Source organism: Gluconobacter japonicus (assembly GCF_002723975.1).
In the GTDB taxonomy this organism is placed as follows: Bacteria; Pseudomonadota; Alphaproteobacteria; order Acetobacterales; family Acetobacteraceae; genus Gluconobacter; species Gluconobacter japonicus.
On sequence record NZ_BEWO01000003.1, the window covers coordinates 167,084 to 186,146 of the forward strand.

At 55.6% G+C, this 19,063-nt stretch carries 14 protein-coding genes; 2 read left to right on the plus strand and 12 right to left on the minus strand.

Features of this window, described 5'->3' with window-relative positions; all coding sequences use genetic code 11:
* Window positions 1–3 precede the first annotated feature (3 nt).
* Genes GJA01_RS03250 through pstC form a run of 5 tightly spaced genes read right to left on the minus strand, consistent with a single transcriptional unit; the run spans window position 4 to window position 4,077 of the window.
* The gene (locus GJA01_RS03250; protein ID WP_010504095.1) at window positions 4–726 is read right to left on the minus strand and encodes a response regulator; all 723 of its coding nucleotides are present in this window, start codon (window positions 724–726) and stop codon (window positions 4–6) included.
* Window positions 723–1,445: a phosphate signaling complex protein PhoU gene (gene phoU / locus GJA01_RS03255; RefSeq protein WP_010504096.1), complete on the minus strand. Its 723-nt coding sequence runs from the start codon at window positions 1,443–1,445 to the stop codon at window positions 723–725. The genes GJA01_RS03250 and phoU overlap by 4 nt, the downstream gene beginning before the upstream one ends.
* 6 nt (window positions 1,446–1,451) lie before the next feature.
* Window positions 1,452–2,222 carry a phosphate ABC transporter ATP-binding protein PstB gene (pstB, locus tag GJA01_RS03260; RefSeq protein ID WP_010504097.1) on the minus strand — a complete coding sequence of 257 codons (771 nt, stop codon included), beginning with the start codon at window positions 2,220–2,222 and terminating at the stop codon, window positions 1,452–1,454.
* 17 nt (window positions 2,223–2,239) lie between these two features.
* On the minus strand, window positions 2,240–3,112 hold the full coding sequence (pstA, locus tag GJA01_RS03265; RefSeq protein ID WP_010504098.1) for a phosphate ABC transporter permease PstA: 873 nt from the start codon (window positions 3,110–3,112) through the stop codon (window positions 2,240–2,242).
* Window positions 3,109–4,077 (minus strand): phosphate ABC transporter permease subunit PstC, encoded by a 969-nt coding sequence (gene pstC / locus GJA01_RS03270; RefSeq protein ID WP_062503892.1) that lies wholly within the window; start codon window positions 4,075–4,077, stop codon window positions 3,109–3,111. The genes pstA and pstC overlap by 4 nt, the downstream gene beginning before the upstream one ends.
* A gap of 260 nt (window positions 4,078–4,337) precedes the next feature.
* Here pstC and GJA01_RS03275 point away from each other — a divergent pair, with 260 nt between their 5' ends.
* Together GJA01_RS03275 and dps are read left to right on the plus strand one after the other, a co-directional pair.
* A complete protein-coding gene (locus tag GJA01_RS03275) occupies window positions 4,338–6,869 on the plus strand; it encodes a glycosyltransferase family 2 protein (protein ID WP_062503890.1) in 2,532 nt (843 codons plus the stop codon).
* Between the two features lie 56 nt (window positions 6,870–6,925).
* Complete coding sequence (gene dps, locus GJA01_RS03280; RefSeq protein WP_010504102.1) at window positions 6,926–7,465, plus strand: DNA starvation/stationary phase protection protein Dps; 540 nt, start codon at window positions 6,926–6,928, stop codon at window positions 7,463–7,465.
* 88 nt (window positions 7,466–7,553) lie between these two features.
* On the opposite strand, the gene GJA01_RS03285 is transcribed toward dps, so the two are convergent.
* From GJA01_RS03285 to GJA01_RS03315, 7 genes are all read right to left on the minus strand, one after another.
* Window positions 7,554–7,973 carry a hypothetical protein gene (locus tag GJA01_RS03285; protein ID WP_061931965.1) on the minus strand — a complete coding sequence of 140 codons (420 nt, stop codon included), beginning with the start codon at window positions 7,971–7,973 and terminating at the stop codon, window positions 7,554–7,556.
* 160 nt (window positions 7,974–8,133) lie between these two features.
* Complete coding sequence (locus GJA01_RS03290; RefSeq protein WP_062503888.1) at window positions 8,134–9,369, minus strand: glycosyltransferase family 4 protein; 1,236 nt, start codon at window positions 9,367–9,369, stop codon at window positions 8,134–8,136.
* Between the two features lie 118 nt (window positions 9,370–9,487).
* On the minus strand, window positions 9,488–10,390 hold the full coding sequence (locus GJA01_RS03295; protein WP_062503886.1) for a hypothetical protein: 903 nt from the start codon (window positions 10,388–10,390) through the stop codon (window positions 9,488–9,490).
* A 134-nt stretch (window positions 10,391–10,524) separates the two neighbouring features.
* A complete protein-coding gene (locus GJA01_RS03300; RefSeq protein WP_062503884.1) occupies window positions 10,525–13,485 on the minus strand; it encodes a glycosyltransferase in 2,961 nt (986 codons plus the stop codon).
* The gene (locus GJA01_RS03305) at window positions 13,482–15,254 is read right to left on the minus strand and encodes a tetratricopeptide repeat protein (RefSeq protein WP_062503882.1); all 1,773 of its coding nucleotides are present in this window, start codon (window positions 15,252–15,254) and stop codon (window positions 13,482–13,484) included. The genes GJA01_RS03300 and GJA01_RS03305 overlap by 4 nt, the downstream gene beginning before the upstream one ends.
* 61 nt (window positions 15,255–15,315) lie before the next feature.
* Window positions 15,316–16,773, minus strand: coding sequence for an HlyD family type I secretion periplasmic adaptor subunit (locus tag GJA01_RS03310; RefSeq protein ID WP_062503880.1), 1,458 nt, complete (start codon window positions 16,771–16,773; stop codon window positions 15,316–15,318).
* A gap of 3 nt (window positions 16,774–16,776) precedes the next feature.
* Complete coding sequence (locus tag GJA01_RS03315; RefSeq protein ID WP_062503878.1) at window positions 16,777–18,927, minus strand: peptidase domain-containing ABC transporter; 2,151 nt, start codon at window positions 18,925–18,927, stop codon at window positions 16,777–16,779.
* Window positions 18,928–19,063: the final 136 nt, after the last annotated feature.

Here is a 19,063-nt window from a genome sequence, read left to right on the forward strand (position 1 = left end):
TCGTTACAGTCCGTCCGTGATTGGGCCATCATCCAGAGCATAACCAGCCGCCCGAACGGTACGGACAAGATCCGGCTCGTTCGGACCATTGATAGCCTTGCGGAGACGGCGGATGTGAACGTCGATTGTCCGAATCTCTACGTGGATGTTCTGCCCCCAGATCCGACGCAGCAGATCTTCGCGGGAAAACACCTTGCGCGGATTACGGATCAGAAGGTCCAACAAACGATACTCGGTTGGCCCCAAAGACAACAGACGCCCCGCACGCTCCACACGATGCGTTTCAGGGTCGAGGGTAATATCCGCAAACGACAACACATCGTAGGACGACTGGTGACGGCGAAGGAGCGCTCTGAGACGTGCATCCAGTGTATCGACACTGCAAGGCTTGACCAGATAGTCGTCAGCGCCAGTATCCAGTCCGCGGATCGCATCCTGCTCTCCGGAACGGGCCGTCAGCAGAAGAACGGGTAAATCCCGGAGCGCCGGATTGCTCCGGATACGTCGGCAAAGATCCAGACCGGAAAGGCCCGGCAGCATCCAGTCCAGAACGGCTGCATCGGGGCGAGCCGTTTCCAGAAACTGGAGGGCTGTTTCCGCATCAGGAGCGGATTCAACACGATAACCTCGCTGTTCGAGGTTATATCGCATCATGAGCAACAGGGCGGGATCATCCTCGACGACGAGGATGAGGCCCTTTGCTCGTACCTGCGTCGTCCCGCTCACCGGTCTGCTGGCTCGGCTGCGTTTTCAGCAGCTGCCGGACCACCGCGCGGACGCACAGCCGGCAGATTATCGCCCGTCACAGCATAAAAGACACGCTCGGCAATATTGGTCGCATGATCGCCGATCCGTTCAAGATTCTTGGCGATGAACAGCAGTTCCGTGCAGGCCCGGATATTACGGGGGTCTTCCATCATATACGTCACGAGTTCACGGAACAGCGCCGTATAATACTCGTCCACGGCACGATCCGCATGCCAGACTTCCATAGCCCGGTTGGAATCCTGCTGCGTGATGGCATCAATGGATCGTCGCAGATTGTCCTGCACCAGGCGCCCCATGCTGCGTAGCCCCGACAGGGAAATCTGGCCGTCAGAACCACGAATACGCAGAGAACGACGCGCGATGGACGACGCGTAATCGCCAATTCGCTCGAGATCACCCGTGATCTTCAGGGCCGCGACGATTTCACGAAGATCACTCGCCATCGGGCTGCGCAGAGCCAGAAGACGGATGGCGAGGCTTTCGACATCACGCTCCAGTCCATCCACATCCGGGTCCTGACGGGCGGCAGCATCCGCCGCTTCCTCATTCCGGTCCGCGATAGCCGAGAGCGCGAGAGCGACCTGGTTTTCCACGATACCGCCCATCTGGGACATCATGGACCGGAGCTGACCCAGCTCCTGCTCGTAGCTTTTGACGATATGAGATCTGTCAGCCATGGCGGATTATCCAAATCTTCCGGTGATGTAGTCCTGGGTCTGCTGCTGGCGCGGATTCGTAAAGATACGATCCGCGGTATCCACTTCAATCAGACGGCCCATGTAGAAAAATGCAACCTGATCCGCACATCGTGCAGCCTGCTGCATGTTGTGAGTTACAATCGCGATTGTGAACTCTTCCTTGAGTTCGTCCAGAAGCTCCTCGATACGCGCGGTCGAAATCGGGTCCAGAGCGGATGTCGGTTCGTCGAGCAGAAGAACTTCCGGGCGCGTAGCAATCGAGCGTGCGATACACAGGCGTTGTTGCTGACCACCAGACAGACCGGCAGCCGGGGCGTTCAGACGATCCCGAACTTCGTTCCACAGCGCCACGCGTGTCAGAACATCCTGCACGCGCGCATCCATGTCAGCCTTGTTCAGACGTTCATGCAGACGCACGCCGAATGCGATATTGTCATAGATCGACATGGGAAACGGTGTTGGCTTCTGAAAAACCATACCGATCCGGGCCCGCAGGATATTCAGATCAAGGCCGGTCTCAAGGATATTCCGCCCGTCGAACAGGACTTCTCCCGTCGCCCGCTGCCCTGGGTAAAGGTCGTACATGCGGTTGAAGATCCGCAGCAGCGTGGACTTACCACAACCGCTGGGGCCAATCATCGCCGTGACCTTCCGGGCGGGAAAGTCGATGCTGATATCATGCAGGGCGTGATTCTGTCCGTAGTAGAAATTAAGGTTGCGAACAGCGAGGGCCACCTGCGGCTTGGTCTCGGTCATGTTGAAATCCTGTAAAATCATCCGCGACGGGCCGAAAGACGGACGGCAATATTGATGGCCAGAACACCCATGGTCACAAGCAGGGCACCCGCCCAGGCAAGTTGCACCCAGTCCTCATAAGAGGCTCCTGCATACTGGTAAATTGTCACCGGCAGGCTGGCCATGGGGCGGTTCAGACTGAAAGACCAGTTCTGGTTCCCCAGAGACGTAAAGAGCAGCGGCGCCGTTTCACCGCTAACACGGGCCAGCGCCAGAAGAATACCGGTGAGAACACCCGTCTTGGCAGAACGCAGGCACAGAAACAGCGTTACACGCCAGCGCGTCGCACCAAGAGCCGCACCGGCTTCCCGCATAGCAATCGGCACAAGCCTGAGCATGTCCTCAGTTGTCCGAACAATGATGGGAACCGCCAAAATGGCAAGGGCAACCGATCCAGCAAATGCCGAAAAGTGCCCAAACGGAGCAACAAGGATCTGATAGACGAACAACCCCACCAGAATGGAAGGAACCGACATCAGAACGTCTGAAACGAAGCGGACGCAGGATGCAAAACGGTTCTGGCGATTGCCATATTCCGAAAGATAGATCCCGCAACCCAGCCCCAGAGGCGTTGCAATCAGAAGCGCCAGAAACGTCTGGATGAGACTACCGATAATGGCATTTGCCAGACCGCCACCAGAACCGGGCGGTCCCATGGGCTTCATAAGGGCTGCGGCAGAAAGACCTGTTACGCCCCGGGAGAGCAGCGTCCACAGAATGGACGTCAGAACCAGGACCAGAATACCGGCCGCAATCATTCCCAACAGGGTCGCCAGCTTATCCGTTCGACGGCGGCGCGCGCCGTTGGCGTTTGGTGCCCAGCCGCTGGAGGACGTCGTCATGTCGCTCATTTCCGGTCCTTCCGCAGCATACGCGCCAGAGACAGACTGGCGAACGACAGCAACATGAGAATGAACCCAAGAGCCAGAAGGGAAGAGAGTCTCAGAGACCCGGCCGGACTTTCCGGAAACTGAAGCGCTATCAGGGACGCTACTGTGCTGCGAGGCGCAAACAGCGACCATCCTACAGACGTTACGTTTCCGATCACGAACGTGACGGCCATGGTCTCACCCAGTGCACGCCCCATTCCCAGCACGGTCGCTCCAATCATGCCGGTCCGTGACCAGGGCACGACGACTTTCCACATGACGTCCCAGCGTGTGGCCCCCAGTCCGTAAGCGCTCTCGCGCAGCATTCCAGGCATAGCGCTGAATACATCACGCATCACGGCCGTCATGAACGGGGCGATCATCATGGCAAGGACGATGCCTGCAGTCATCAGGCCTGTTCCGAAGGGGGCACCATGGATCAGCAGGTTAATTCCCGGCACATGACGGAAATTGTGCATCATGAAGGGCTGAACATGCCGCGCCATGAATGGCACGATTGTGAAAAAGCCCCACATACCGAAAATAATAGATGGCACGGCAGCCAGCAGCTGAACCGCTGTACCAACAACCGCCGCAACTTTGGGAGGCGCAATGGCCGTGAGCCAGAAAGCCGTACCGAATGCGAGTGGCATGGCGATCAACACGCCGATCAGGGTGCTGACGATCGTGCCAAAAAGAGGTGCCCAGGCACCGTAATCATTCGCAACCGGGTTCCATACATTCCGAAACGTGAAGCCAAGCCCGAATGTTCTGAAAGCTTCCTGTCCCCCAACGCCCATCAGAAGGACCAGACCGCCCAGGGCGATAAGCACGATCAGAGAGCACCCTCCGACGATGGCCTGAAATGCGGTATCCGCACGGCTCCGCTTCTCCCTGGTTTCAGGAACGGAGACCTTGTCGGGCTGCCTGGCTGGGGCAAGTGTCATGCGTCAAAGGCTCTGGCTGTGATAACGGGTGCAAACTGGCGGCAGATGCCGCCACTTCCGTGCATTAGCCTTCTGGAACGGGAAGAACAACCGGCGCGGGCATCAGGGGGCATGAAAGATTTATGTCACGAGCGACACATTTTTTTCGATTCTTGATTTTGAGACACCCAAGACAGAGCAGAATAACTCATTTAAGGTTAATAAAAATTATCGCGCCGCCCCTATAGACTGAAACCGGCGCTGCTCGGGAGACAGAGTAAATGACGACAAAAGCCACTCCTCCTTCTCCACTTGCTGCTGCCAGCGTTTTCATTGGTCATTTCGACCAATTTGTTGAAGGACAAGCGCGAGGCTGGGTGATCGATACAAGGGGTGTTGGCGCAGCTCGCCTGCATGTTCTGATAGATCAGCAGGAAGTCATGCAGATTCTCTGTGACCAGGAACGCCCGGATGTGCAGGCTGCCCTGGGACTACCCATTTCAAATGTGGGTTTTGAATTTACCATTCCCGAGAAATTTATTGACGGAAAGCCGCACGAACTTTCCGTTCGTCTTCCGGATCGCTCTGTTCTTCCTCTGACACATCCGACAGACCCGGAAGCAGACCCTGTTCCAGTCATCAAATTTACACAGAAGTTCCAGCCCCAGTATCAAAGCTTTGTCGATGGTGTGAAACAGGGCGCCTTGCGCGGCTGGCTTTTGAAAGCGGAACGCCCCGGAGCGGAAATGCATGGCGGATGCATGATTTCCGTCATGGTCGATGGAGTTCGCATCGCTCAGGCACGCGCTGACCGGTATCGTGGCGACGTCGCGGCCGTTCTGGGCTGTGACCCGAACTGCGGTTTCGAAATTCCCATTCCGCAGCGCCTTCGCGGCAGTACACCCCGCCAGTTCAAGATTGTTACCCTGCCAGACAATACCGAACTCAACGGCAGCCCCTTCGTCACCTCGCTGGCGGATGACGCGCTTGAGACGCGTCTGGTCGATCTGCTTGGCGTGATTGATGGACTACACCGCCAGCTTTCTGCGCTTCGACAGGAAGTCCGTGATCTGGTGCCGCGTCGTGGCTATAATCTCGGCGACTACAATCGCTGGGCCCAGAAATATTACCCCCTTCTGCGTGAACGGACGGCTCGTCAGCGTCAACTGGAAGAAGGCAAGGGCTACGAGGAACCTCTGGTCTCCATTCTGTGCCCGACCTATCGCCCTCTGAAGAGCGATTTCGAGGCTGCCATCAATTCCGTTCTTTCCCAGACCTATCAGAACTGGGAACTGATTATTGTTGATGATGCTGGAAAATGTGCGCAGACAACGGCAATCATTAATGCGTTCTGCAAGGCGGATAAGCGGATCCGTGCTGTTCCCCTGAAAAAGAATGCCGGCATTTCAGGCGCAACCAATGCGGGTATGGACGCAGCACGCGGTCAATATGTCGTGTTCTTCGATCATGACGACTTGATGGTCGATGTTGCCGTGGAAGTCATGGTCCGCGCTGCCCGCGAAACGGGTGCACGCCTGCTGTATTCCGACGAAGACAAAATCGATCAGGCCGGGTACTTCCTGGAACCAAACCTCAAGCCCGATTTCAATTACCGCTATCTGCTCGGCTGTAACTACGTTTGCCATCTGACCATGGTGGAAGCCGACACCATGCGGGCTATCGGACACCTGAAGTCTGATTACGACGGCGCACAGGATCATGACTTCATTCTGCGGGCCACAGAAATCCTGAAGCCCTCCGAAATTCATCATGTTCCGGAAATCCTTTATCACTGGCGCAAGACACCCAATTCCACTGCCGTAAACGTCGCAAACAAGACCTACGCCATTGAAGCAGGTGTGCGTTGTGTTCACGACCATCTCAAACGGCGAGGTGTGAAGGCAAAGGTCTCGTCCATCCGTGGTCTGACGCTGTATGGCGTTCAGTGGCTCACACGAAAGACCCCCAAGGTCACGATCATCATCCCTTTCAAGGATCAGGTGGAAACCACACGCCAGTGCGTGGAGGCTCTGCTAACCAAGACGGCCTACAAGGCGTTCGACATCATCCTCGTCAACAACTGGTCCGTTGAAGACGAAACGGCTGCTTTCATTGAGGAAATGCAGGCTCATCCGAAGGTGTCCGTGCTGACGGTTGAGGAGCCCTTCAACTACTCCCGCCTCAACAATCTGGCCGTAGAACAGACCAAGGCCGACTATCTGATGTTCATGAACAATGACGTGTTCGTGGAACATGAGGACTGGCTGCATATCGCCATCGGGGAAGCGCTTTCCGCTCCGGATGTTGGGGCTGTGGGCGCAAAACTGCTTTATCCGAACGATACCATCCAGCATGCTGGCGTGATCGTTGGGCCCGCGGGCATTGGCGCGCATGTCCATCGTGGTGACCCGGTCTCTGAATATGGCTTTATCGGACGCACCATGCTCTCCCACGAAGTCACAGCCGTCACGGCAGCAGCAATGCTTGTTCGTGCCGACGTCTTCCGGGAAATCGGGGGCTTCGATGAGAAGGAACTGACCGTCGCCTACAACGACGTCGATCTGTGCCTGAAGATCCGTGATGCGGGATACCGAATCATTTTCTGTGCGGAAATCGTTGCGTACCATCATGAAAGCCTGTCACGCGGCAGCGATGACCGTCCGGAACACGAAGCCCGGTTCTTCCATGAAACCCAGACGATGCTGGCCCGTTGGAGCAACAATCCACTTTTCGAACGCGACCCGGCTTACCCACGCTACTTCACAGTAGACCACCAGCCGTTCTTCGATCTCGTGGATCCGGAAACACTGTGAAACCCATTTGGGAGTTCTGCGTTTCTGGATAACGAACCTGTTACAGGAGACTTATCGTGGCTACCAAGTCCAACCGTCATGTCACGCAGAACAACACGGCAGACAACACCAAGAGCGTCTCAATCGAGACGCTCAATGCCCGTCTGGCAGACCTGATTGATCTCGCCTTGATCACGAAGCAGGCTCATTGGAATCTTAAGGGTCCACAGTTCATCGGTGTTCATGAAATGCTGGATGGTTTCCGCGCCAGCATTGATGACTTTGTCGATACGACAGCAGAGCGCGCCACCCAACTTGGCGGTACAGCCTATGGCACAGTGCAGGCTGTTGCGAAGAACAGCAACTGCACCCCTTATCCGACCGATATCTACCGCGTTGCAGACCATATTGCCGCTCTGATTGACCGCTACGCAACCGTTGCCAACAACGTCCGTGAAGCCATCAAGATTACGGATGAAGCAGGTGACGACGATACTGCTGATCTGTTCACGGAAGTGTCCCGTGGTCTCGACAAGCACCTCTGGTTCCTTGAAGCCCATGTTCAGGAGCCAACAGGTCAGATGCGCGACGGAGACCACGACGGCAAACGTAGCTGATTAGCTACTACCGGCCAGAAACAGAAAAACGGGGCAGTTATCTGCCCCGTTTTTTATATGCATTCCAAGTGAAAGTTTCTTCGCTTCTTCAAAGGCAGCGCGCCAGATGCTCTCGCGCAAACCGGAAAGCGTCTTCATCCAGAAGCACGGAGTCCTGAGGCATTCCATCTGAAATTTCAGCCGGATTCTGAGACGCCTCTATCACTCTCACTGGTGTCAGAAGCCCTTTAAGAGCCAGCTCCACAAACATCCGATACTCTTCGAACCTGAGGGGAAAGGGTATCTGACCTCTTTGGCGCTGAACAATCCATGAAGCCGTCAGGGTCTGGAGGCTGCCCCATTCTAAGACCAGCTCTCCAACGGCACGTTGCTTCAGCGTTTCAATACTCGCCTTCGCAAGGACTTCGATATCTTCGTCCGTCAAGCGCCGTGGCGGTAAGGAAACCTCTTTCTTCACTACCCAGGACTGTACGATGTCACGCAAGCCGGGAAGTATTTCGAAAGACATTCGGACCGCTCCTGTCACATCCGCCTGCGTAGCGCAGATGTTTCTGTAACTCTCTATGGCAGGAAGGTTATCATACCTGCCAGTGTCATGGAACGTGACTTTATCCATGCCTCTGCCACAACTTCAGAGTCACGGCAGAAGGTATATTAAATACAAACCGTCAGAGCCTGTTCTGACTCACAACATCCCGGACCAAGGCATCATATCGTTGCAGATAATCCTGCAAGGACAGTTCGGCTTCTGCATATCCTCTGGCTCCCTGCCCCAGACGACGTGCCTGTTTGCGATCTTCAAGCAGTTCAAGAACGGTCTCAGCAATCCGATCCGGTTCAAGAAATGGCACCAGACGGCCCGTAACTCCATCTGTAATAAATTCACTGACCGGGGCCGTATCGCTGCCAATAATCGGGCATCCCGTCGCCATGGCTTCCCGCAGAGACCAGGAAGCCACGAAAGGATAAGTCAGGTACAGATGAGCATCTGATCTTTTGAGCAGATTACGGAAATCATCATAGGCAACCTTACCGACGAAATGAATCCGACTGAGATCCAACTTGCCTTCCAGTTCCTTGAGCATGATGTCTTTCCAGCTTCCGCGATCCGGAGGCGGCGCACCGTAACTGACCTGATCACCCCCGACCAGAATGACCTGCGCGTCCTTTCGCTCATCCAGAATACGCGGCAAGGCGCGCATGACGCTATGAAAACCACGATAAGGTTCAAGGTTACGTGCGACATACGTCACAAGCGCATCACGTGGTGAAATCTTTACACCATTGATCACGAGGTTCCGTCGACGCGCCTGACCATCAGGCTGACACAGCTCGAGATTTACGCCTTCCCGGAGCAGAGAGATTCTGTCCTGCGCCCAGCCGGGATAGGTAGATTTCTGAAACTGCGTTGGGGTCTGTCCATAACCATTTGGCAAGGAAAGCGCCTGAAGATTTATGGCATTTTTCACCCGGACAGCCGCCGCCAAATCCGGACTGGGAGGAAATTCCGGGTCGAACCCTACGTCATTCCGATCAGTATGATAGAAAAATTCAAAATATCCCAAAATAGGACAGCCAGGGAAAACATCCACAAGATTCAGCAGCTCACCCCAGCCATGATGACCGATGATAATATCCGGCACATAGCCAAGCCCCTTGAGCGTCTTGGCAGCCGTCGCAACGGCCTCCGCCCTCAGGAGCCCATATTCAAATTCGCGCAGATGCGGGTGCGTGGCGGATGAGGGCAGACGCGGGACACGATAAACAGCGCGCCTGACGCCAGGAATTTCGCCTGCATTTGCCTCAGAAATGAAGACAATTTCATGCCCACCCTGCTCATGAAGATGGCGCACGAAATGCAGAAACTGACCGGGAAAATTCTGATGGACAAAAAGATACCGCACACCAAATCCCGGTCATTCAAAAAGGGCGGAAGGCAGAGTTGAAACATAACGGCGCTTCAACTCCGATTTGATATTTGAAAGCTGGCTTCCCGCTCAGGCAGCCAGCTTTCATTCGTCATCAGTCTGCAGCGTCAGCCTTAGACTTCGCAGCGGCTTTTACAGACTTCCCACGAGAGCGTTTGGCGGCCGGTGCTTCAGCGCCTGCATTCGGAATGATTTCCAGAAGGAAAGCCTCAAGCGGAGCAAGGCTCTCTGCTTCCAGAGCATCCGTCCCATCAAGCGGGCCAAGGCGTGAGCCGTCCGTAAAGGTGGAGGAAAGACGGATATGATGTGTTTCTGCCGATGCTCCCTTCAGACGAACCCGCAGACCGAGAATGGGAAGCGCCATACCGCGCGAGCCACAATACTGGCCGCCCTCAGACCAGGGCGAGAGCCACCCCTTCCCCAGAACAGCCTGATATTCGATATCGGAAGCCGGAATGCTGTTTTTCGGAGCGATGGCAAAACCTTCGATCCAGGACTGGCTGCCCGGTGTTCCCATCCATTCGCCGATAGGAGCCGCAACATCGCCGACCCGCTGGACATGGGCAGAAATTTCAGCCGCTTCGATGGGCAGAGGCGCTGCTTTCTGCGCAGGCTGCGCGACAGCGACCGAAGCCGGACTGACTGAGGTTGGACCTGCAAGCTGTGCGACCTGAAGCTTGGGAGCGTCGTGGGGGCTACCAGGCTCCTGATAGGTGGTTACCAGAACAGCTGCCGGCCCGCGGGTAACACGCACCAGAGCAGCGCCATTGGCACCACCAATCCAGCCATCTTCCTCGAATGTACTAACGGTCACAATGCCCGGAGGCGTCCCGGGAGCACGGGAAATCCGAATACCTGGAAGCCCGGAGGGCCCTGGGTCCTGCTGTCCCGCGGCATGAAAAATGCAGAAAATTCCCGCATCGAGAACCATCATGTGAGCGCCAGACTTGAGGTCAATCACCCGGTTCTGCGTTGGTGCTTCAGCCGTCTTTGACATTCCCTACTCCACTTGTTCCCGCATAACGGGAGGAAAAACTTTTCAAGCCCAGCGGCTATAGCAGCCAGTTCAAGACAGGCATTGTTTGCGGGTTATATTTACCCGTTCCAGTCGAAGCGTAAACCCCGTTCACTTCAACTTACCGGCCCCCAGCGACGCAAAATAAATCGAACAAGAAATTCAACAGGCATTCCCAGTGGAACAACTGCGCCCCAATCACTACAACGCACCCGCTCCGATTGCGCTCCAATGTCAAAGCACAAAACTTCGAGCCCGCTTTTCCACAATATTCCAAGAGCATAACACCAGGTTTCCGGTGCAACGGAAGGAATAAATCCAATATCGGCGTTCTGTTCGCGAATCAGGCCCAGAACTTCGCCTTCCTGATATTCTCCTGTGACCTTAACTCCAGCGGCAATCAGGGTTTCATCATCGGGCGTATGTCCTACCAACACAAGCTCGACTGGAAGAGACATGGCCCTGATGCATTGCGCCATAGACAGGAGAACGTCATATCCCTTCCAACGGCTCAGCCCTCCAACAACACAAATCCGCAAGGCACGGCCCGAAATAACGCCTGTTCGTCCTGAAACATTTGACAAAAGAACGGCATCATCTTCCAGCGGAACAGGCCGAAAATGAGTTTGTGGAAAATGCCGCGCCATTCTCTGTGCGGTATCACGAGAAGGCACCATCACCGTATCGGCCTGCCTGAATTCGCGTTGGGAGCGACTGATAAGATCCGGGACCGCCAGATCCTCTCCCAGATAACCGCCCCACGTCGCGATACAGGCCTCACAGCCTGCCACATCCGGCTCACCACAATAGCGGCCATTTCCATCCAGAAGAGAAATACGAGGGCAAAACCAGATATAGTCGTGCACAAACACATCATAGGGGACACAAAGATCTTCATGGAGTGTTCGAACACAGGGCGCATGGCCTACGAGATGATGCCACTCGATGCGACAAATTTTCAGCCGTAACAGTGCTGCGACCAGAAGAGGCAATTCCTCGGGAAGGGTAAACTTCAGGTTCGGGGCGAAGTTTTTCTCCCCCATTGGCCATTCAAGTTTACATCCCAGAGATGTTGGCCGAAGCGTCAGGGCCAAAAAACCCTGCTGCTCAAAAGACTGGGCACGCTCCAGCACGACACGCCCTACACCCCCGCCTGCATCATGCTGAACCAACAGCATGGAAGAACGTCCTTGGCGTTGTTCGTCTATCCGGGACATATCCAGTTGCCGCCGGAACTGCCCGAGGGGATCCCTCTCTATAAACGCTGCGACTTCTGCATCGTACCCGGGATGCAAGGCATTCAGGATTTCCAGATTTCGCCCCATCAGGGCCTTACGGCTGCTTCCAAACGACGTTGACCCTGTATGCGCCACATACACATCCGGTGCAGGAAAGTGACGATATCCCTGCGCAGAGGCCCGAAGACAGAAATCATTCTCCTCGCCATAGCCCTGTGCAAACAGGTCTTCCCTGAAAAAACCCGTCTCAGCCAGACATTCGGCGGTTATCGCCATGCAGAAACCATTTCCGGTTGGCAAATCGATACACGCGTCTTCCTGTGAAAACAGAGCCTGGCACAGAACATCCAGTTCTCGTGTGCCCGATCCATCAGGCACCATGTTTTCAGTGTCCACCGAAGGATAGGACAGGATGCTCGCATCATTGGAAAAAGGCGTTACGGTTCCCACATCTGTAAAAGCCAGTCGTGTCCGTAACCGCTCAATCCACCCTGAACACACAAGTGTATCACTGTTCAGAAGAATAACGTCCCGCCCTGCCGCAAGGCGCATACCGTCATTCGCAGACGCCGGGAATCCCTGATTGGACTCATGTCGGACAAGCGTAATTTTGCCGTCCTGCGCCAGCATATCCAGAAAGTTTGCCAGCTTTGGCTCTGGCGTTGCATCATCCACAACGATGATTTCGATACCCGGCGGGACCGTTGCCAACACACTGCGCAAACAGGCCTTGCTTCCTGCCAGATCACGATACACCGGAATAACAACAACACACCCGGAACTGCCTCTGGGCCTTCTCGGTCTATGAGGCCATGCTTCCACATGAACAGGGCGCAGACGTTCTGGCAGCCTGCCACGCTTAGAAACCAGTCGGCCGACCATGGGATCAATCGGCGCACCCACAAGAGGCCGCCCGTGCTCATCCCTTAAAAGTAGCGCCCCACAATCGCCTTTCGGCAAACAGTTTTTCTCAAAACGAAAAGAACGCGGCCGCGACAAAGGGACATCACTGTCTACATCAACCGCAAACGCCGAAACTGACAGAGTGCGATCGTCCCATAACGTCACGGAGGGAACATGGTCTGGTTCTGCAGGGTACCAGAGCCATCCCTCAAGTCCCTTGCCCGTCGCACGCACAAGCGATTCACAGCGTATGAGCGCCTGCACATTAATCGGGCTTCCAAGTACATGCTGGCGGCCTGCCCGAACCTCAAGACGTGCGGCCTTCTGCCAACCGTCCGGAAGCTTATAGCGTCCGCAGAGACCTCGTCCCGCTTCGACACCATCCAGTAGCACCCGGATGCTGCCAGTCGCCTCCACTTCCACCCAGCCGGCATTGGACGCCGTACACCATCCTGGCTTCCCTGCACTTTTGGAGAGCTGGCTCGCCAACTGCCGAAGTTCAGGCAGAATATGAAATTTCGATAATGCAGTCCCCAGCCTCGAAGAAGCCTGCGTCGTCTCATTCAACCGAACAAGACAGACAACGGAAAGAAACGCCGCTTCCCGCAAACCATATGTCTGGTAAAGCCGCTCCATCCGTTCCAGACAACTCTGAACACGACCAATATTCAGAAACGCGATGGCCAGCGCCCAGATAACATTCGGGCTCTGACGCGCCATTCTTTCGGCACGCTCCAGCCAGAAAATACCGTCCTGCAGGCGCCCAGCCTGTATGGCCTCCTGTCCGCGCTGAAAAGCTACCTGCGCGCGAGCGTTCATCACCTCCCGCCATGCCGCTCGATCTTCCGGAGTTACGACATGACCGTATCCTCCGAAGGCAGCTCTGGACGTTGTTCCCGTAAGATCAGGATTGCTATCGGACGTCACGCCGATCAATCGTCCTCGTCAGGCTGGGCCGCATCAAGATTGATGAGTTCGGCCTCAGCATCCGCAATCCCCTGGGCTTTCGCATGCTCCAGCCATTTCCGGCCTTCCTGCAGATCCGTCACCCCTGCCAGACCGCGGATCAGATACCGCCCCAACATAAGTTGGGCCAGACCATTCCCAAGTTGGGCCGCCTTCATGAACCACTTCTGAGCTTCAACGCGATTTTCCGGCACATCATGTCCGCCGCCATACATGGCTGCGAGCGAGAACATCGCATCCACGTTTCCGCTTTCTGCGGCGGCACGATAAAGCTCCATTGCACGACCATGATCTTTGCGGCCATTGATCTGCCCCGTGACGAGAAGCTGCCCGACGGCAACCTGTGCCTCTCCCATTCCGGCCTCTGCCGCCTTCTCCATCCAGTGCATGGCCTGGGTTGGATCGGCCTGTACGCCGCGCCCCTCCAGTAGCATTTTACCGTACCAGAACTGGGCGTTCACAACGCCATCTGCGGCCTTCTGCATCCAGCGGGCTGCTTCCCGACTGTCGACCGTACCGCCGACACCCTGATCGAAGCACACACCAAGATTGAAAGCCCCAACCAAATCCCCACGTTCGGCAGCACGCTCGAAACGCTCTTTCAGGGCCTGCTTTTCATCATCCGTTGCAGAAGCTCCTGTCAGAATCAGATTGCCGAAATCGGCATCCGCATGACGGTCTCCGGCTTCTGACGCTACCTGGAACCAATGGGTCGCCACCTCCGGATCACGGTGGACGCCATTTCCAGTCAGGTAAAGCAGACCCAGTGCTCGCGCTGCACCACCATGTTTCTGCTCTGCAGCCAGGCGATACCAGTTTGCCGCTTCCATCAGATTGGGGGGAAGCTCACCACCCTGGGCATAAAGATCCCCTAGCAGCGCAGCTGATTCCGCATCCCCGTTCAGGGCAGCCCGTCGCAGCCAGGTTTCGGCACGACCATAATGCTGCTCAATCCCGACGCCTTCCAGCAGGAAAAGGCCATAGCGGGCCTGTGCACCCACAATATTCCGTTCTGCCGCCTGCTGATAATATCGTGCGGCAGCTCCCATGTCCCGAGGAACACCAGCACCGGCCTCGCTCATGCGCCCAAGAATATCGAAGGCTGTCCCCAGCCCACCCTTGGTCGCTTCTTTCAGATGATGAGCCGCAAGGGTTCTAGCCTCATCTGTTTCGGCCTGATGGAGAATGGCCAACGCCAGACCAAGATGCCCCTGTGAACATCCCGCAGCAGCAGATCGTTCGTACCAGGCTCGCGCCTGAACAGCATCCCGCAGATCCTCGGGGCCATTGGTCAGAATATAGCCAAGAAGGGCCTGCGCATCGGCAGATCCTGCATTGGCGGCAATCTGTCCCCAATGAAACCCTTTGTGGAAATCAGGGTGTCGCGTTCCCAAAGTCGGGGGAGCTGCAAGATCAAACGTTGCCGCCGTTTTGCGGATTTCAAAACCTTCAGGAAATCCGATCGTATAGAGCGTTGCCAGAACAAAGGCAGCTTCAACATGGCCTGCTTCTGCAGCACCAAGCATCCAGTATGCGCCTTCCTCGAGGCTGGGCGGAACTCCTGTCCCATCAAGATAGGCCCGCCCGATGCGGAAAGACGCTTCCGTATCGCCCGCGATAGCCAGACGGCTGAGAAGCGCAAACCCCCGAACGGAATCGCCTGCTTCCATCAGCCGAACGCCTTCCTCCACTTTCCCTTTTGAAGAAAGAAGAGACGCAATGCGACGCTTGAATGTCATGGTTTCAATCCCGGTCCGATAGAAGTGAAAAACGCCCGGAGAGCCCGGGCGTTCTCTGGCCTTACGGCTCTCTCATACCGTTCGTCAGGGCCGGAGCAACCCGCCCGAAGAGATACTTCAGGATTGTCCGCTGGCCAACGTCAATATCTGCTGTTGCCGGCATACCGGGCGTAGGATGGAAGAAGTCCGGCTGTCCGTGGAGTGTGTAACGATCAATCCTTAGGCGGACACGATAGTACACTGATCCGTCTGGGCCTCCTGCTACCGCACTATTGTCTCCAGGATTGCTCCCATCAGATTTTTCAAAAGAGTCTGCGCTGATAACATGCACTGTTGCTTCAGCACCGCCGTACTGATTGTACTGAAACGCTGCAAATTTCACGATCGCATGATCTCCAATTTTCACGAAAGCCGCATCGCTGGCTTTCATGACAGCTTCCATCTCCACACCGGAACCTGTCGGAACCAGTGTCATGAACTGACCGGCTGACTGCAGGACAGAACCGATTGAAGCCTTGGCAATCGTGAGAACAATACCGTCTTCCGGAGCCTTGAGCAGAATAAGATCCTGACGCAGACGCGCCTTCTCATATGAACTGCGATATTCATCCAGATGATGCTGGGTTTCCGTCAGGTTCGTGTAAACCTGAGCTTTCCAGTTCTCGATATAGCTGTCGCGTTCAGCTTTCATGGCCGCTATCTTGCTTTCAGCAGAGTTTGCACTCTGCTGCGCAGAGATTTCTGCACGCTCAGCTTCCATCATATCATTCTGGGCTGCGAGCGTAGAGAGACGTGATCCGACCTGATCAGCCTGTTCATGCTGGCGCATTTTCAGAATTTCAGAAGCAACACGCATCTTGCTGGCATACATGGCCGCATTGGCCCGATACCCTTGCAGATCGCTTTCCAGACCAGCCAACTGCTGATTATAATTCTGGACCCGCGCACGATATTCACTCCGCCGCCGCAGGAAAGCAGCTCCCTGCTGAACAGATGCGGGATTGGATGTATCAGGCACATAGTCCTTGTCGTCAGCTTCCGCTTTCAGACGATCAAGTTCAGCCTGATAGGCATCCCGCTGCAGACCCATGTTCGTGATGTCGGCTTCTGTGATGGTCGGATCAAGATGCGCCAGCACCTGTCCCTTCTTCACGAAGTCGCCCACATGCACATCGATGGAACGAACAATCGATGTTTCCAGTGGCTGCACGACAATGGTGGGCTGCGTAGACGTCAGACGTCCTGTCGTGCTGACAACACGATTGATTGGGAAAAATGCCATTCCTGCCAGACAGGCTAGAAACAGACATCCAATCAGCCAGACCACGTAACGCGCAGAAGGCGTGGCAGGCAGATTAACCAGCCCTGCTGTCGGGGAATGGAATTCCAGCAGGGCAATGGGCATATCCTGCGGCGCAAACGGATCTGTCGCGGCACGCGGTACATGGCTGTTGAAGTTCTCGTGACCATTCTCTTCTGGAGCCTGACCATTCTGCGGAATCATGTCGGAGGAGCTCATGTCTTATTCTCCTTCGGTCAGTTGGCTGGACTCGCCAGAGGCGCCCGCAGAATTGAGATGGCGATTCTGCTGTAGCCACAACGTCCGGTAGATCTCACAGCGTTCCAGCAGAACATGATGCGGTGCGATATCCACAAGCTTACCCTGGTCCATCACGGCAATCTGATGACAATCCACCAGCGAAGACAGACGGTGAGAAACGATCACCATCGTTCTTCCCTTGCCGATCCGCTGAAGATTGGCGTTCACCAAAGCTTCGGATTCAGGATCAAGAGCGGACGTTGCTTCATCAAGAATCATCAGCTTCGGATCACTGATGACGGCACGCGCAATGGCCAGACGCTGACGCTGACCACCCGAAATGTTGGTCGACCCTTCCTCAATAAAAGTATCGTATCCGGCAGGCATCCGTTCGATGAATTCTTCAGCCCCCGCCAACCTTGCAGCGCGAATGGCGTCATCAATGGTTAGTCCAGGACGTCCCGCGGTAATATTGTCCTTGACTGTACCACGGAACAGGAAGTTGTCCTGCAACACCACACCAAAAGAGCGACGCAAATGAGTCAGGTTGATCTCACGCAGATCCACCCCGTCCAGACGAAGATAACCCGTATAGTTGCGGCTGACACCCTGAAGAAGGCGTGTAACAGTCGACTTACCGGAACCAGACCGCCCCACCAATCCCAGCATCGTTCCTGCCGGCACTTCAAAACTGACGTTATTCAGAGCTTTCGTGGAAGAACCCGGGTAAGAGAAGTTTACATCCCTGAAAGACAGAGCCCCCTTGATGGGAGGCCGCATCCCGGTCGTAAGCGCTTTTGTCTCGGTCGGCTGGTTCAGCACAGCGCCTGCCTCACTCAGTGACACCGTCACTTCATTCACAGCCTCCATCAGCCTTGCCAACCCAACCAGCGGCTGGGCCACACGACCACCTAGCATCATGAAGCCCGCCAGCGCGCCAGCCTGCATATTGCTGGCGTTCGTCAGCACCAGATAAGCGCCGACAAGAATGACGCCACGACTGATGAAGGCATCGAAAGGCATCACGAGGGTCTGAGGCCAGTTGGACATGCGCCCAGCAGCCAGTTTCCACCGAACCACTTCCGCCGTTTTCTCATCCCATTCTTCACGACGGGTTGGCTCAAGCGCCAGTGTCTTGACGGTTCGAATACCAGCGACTGTTTCGTAAAGGGTTGAGCCGCGGTTCATTTCCGCCCGAACCTGACGTCCCATGATACGGGTCAGAATAGGCAGGAAGATAACGACGACCAACCCGATACAGCCAGCCCCGGCAATCGTTATCCAGGCAAGTGTCGGACTGAGTACGAAAAGAATTGGCAGCACGACAACAAGTGTAAACAGATCCAGAAGGGTACTCATCAACTGGCCAGTGAGAAAGTCACGGACCTTGAAGATCGCCATAAAGCGACCCAGAATTTCGCCTGTCTGTTGCCGCTCATAGAATTCGAGTGGAAGGGCAAGCAGGCGGTTAAAGGCATGCAACGAAATTCTCGCGTCCAACCGGGTCGACAAGACCAGCGAAAGCTCTCGTCGGGCGTAACTCAGGAGAACTTCATAGAACGTCAGAATAACAACGAAAGCCGTTAGAGAAACCAGTGTCGCCATCGAGTGGTAGTTCACCACCCTGTCCAGCACCTGCATCACGATCAGGGCGGGAAAAACCTGAAGAATACTGAGTACCATGGAAGAAAAAGCAATATCCCGGAGAATATACTTCTCCCGCATGGTCATCTTGGCAAACCAAAGCAGGTCAAACCGCGCATCAGCTTCAGACTCGTTGATGCGCCTCTTCACCAGAAGCACATCCCCAGTCCAGACCTGGGAAAGACGCAGTTCATCAACGGGAACAGGCGCATCCCCTTCGCCACCCATCGGATCCCGGAGCCAGACAATGCCCTTGTCCGCATTCGCCGAGACCATAAGTCCCGCAGAGCCGTCTTTGAACATCAGAACAACAGGCGGGGTATTCCGAAGACGGATCAGGTAGCGCCACCGGAGACGCATTCCCTTGGCCACAACACCCTGCGATGTCAGCCAACGTGCCAGAGACGCAGGAGAAGGCGAGGATTCACCCGGCTCGGCCGCAAAGTCGCGGATATCAAGCTCAACCCCGTGGAAACGGGCAGCAGCCATGGTTGCATATAGTCGGATGACTGCCGGGCTTACGTCCCTTCCGGGGCCAGACACGCGCTGGGTTTGCTCCACGAAATGTCCTCTATGCTGTGGTCCCGCACAGGCGGCATCAAAGGCAGAAACGCCCGTTCATATT

Coding starts and splice junctions, on each gene's coding strand:
- phoU (WP_010504096.1), bottom strand. CDS start 1,445: ATGGCTGACAGATCTCATATCGTCAAAAGCTACGAGCAGGAGCTGGGT.
- pstB (WP_010504097.1), bottom strand. CDS start 2,222: ATGACCGAGACCAAGCCGCAGGTGGCCCTCGCTGTTCGCAACCTTAAT.
- pstA (WP_010504098.1), bottom strand. CDS start 3,112: ATGAGCGACATGACGACGTCCTCCAGCGGCTGGGCACCAAACGCCAAC.
- pstC (WP_062503892.1), bottom strand. CDS start 4,077: ATGACACTTGCCCCAGCCAGGCAGCCCGACAAGGTCTCCGTTCCTGAA.
- GJA01_RS03275 (WP_062503890.1), top strand. CDS start 4,338: ATGACGACAAAAGCCACTCCTCCTTCTCCACTTGCTGCTGCCAGCGTT.
- GJA01_RS03285 (WP_061931965.1), bottom strand. CDS start 7,973: ATGTCTTTCGAAATACTTCCCGGCTTGCGTGACATCGTACAGTCCTGG.
- GJA01_RS03295 (WP_062503886.1), bottom strand. CDS start 10,390: ATGTCAAAGACGGCTGAAGCACCAACGCAGAACCGGGTGATTGACCTC.
- GJA01_RS03305 (WP_062503882.1), bottom strand. CDS start 15,254: ATGACATTCAAGCGTCGCATTGCGTCTCTTCTTTCTTCAAAAGGGAAA.
- GJA01_RS03310 (WP_062503880.1), bottom strand. CDS start 16,773: ATGAGCTCCTCCGACATGATTCCGCAGAATGGTCAGGCTCCAGAAGAG.
- GJA01_RS03315 (WP_062503878.1), bottom strand. CDS start 18,927: ATGGCTGCTGCCCGTTTCCACGGGGTTGAGCTTGATATCCGCGACTTT.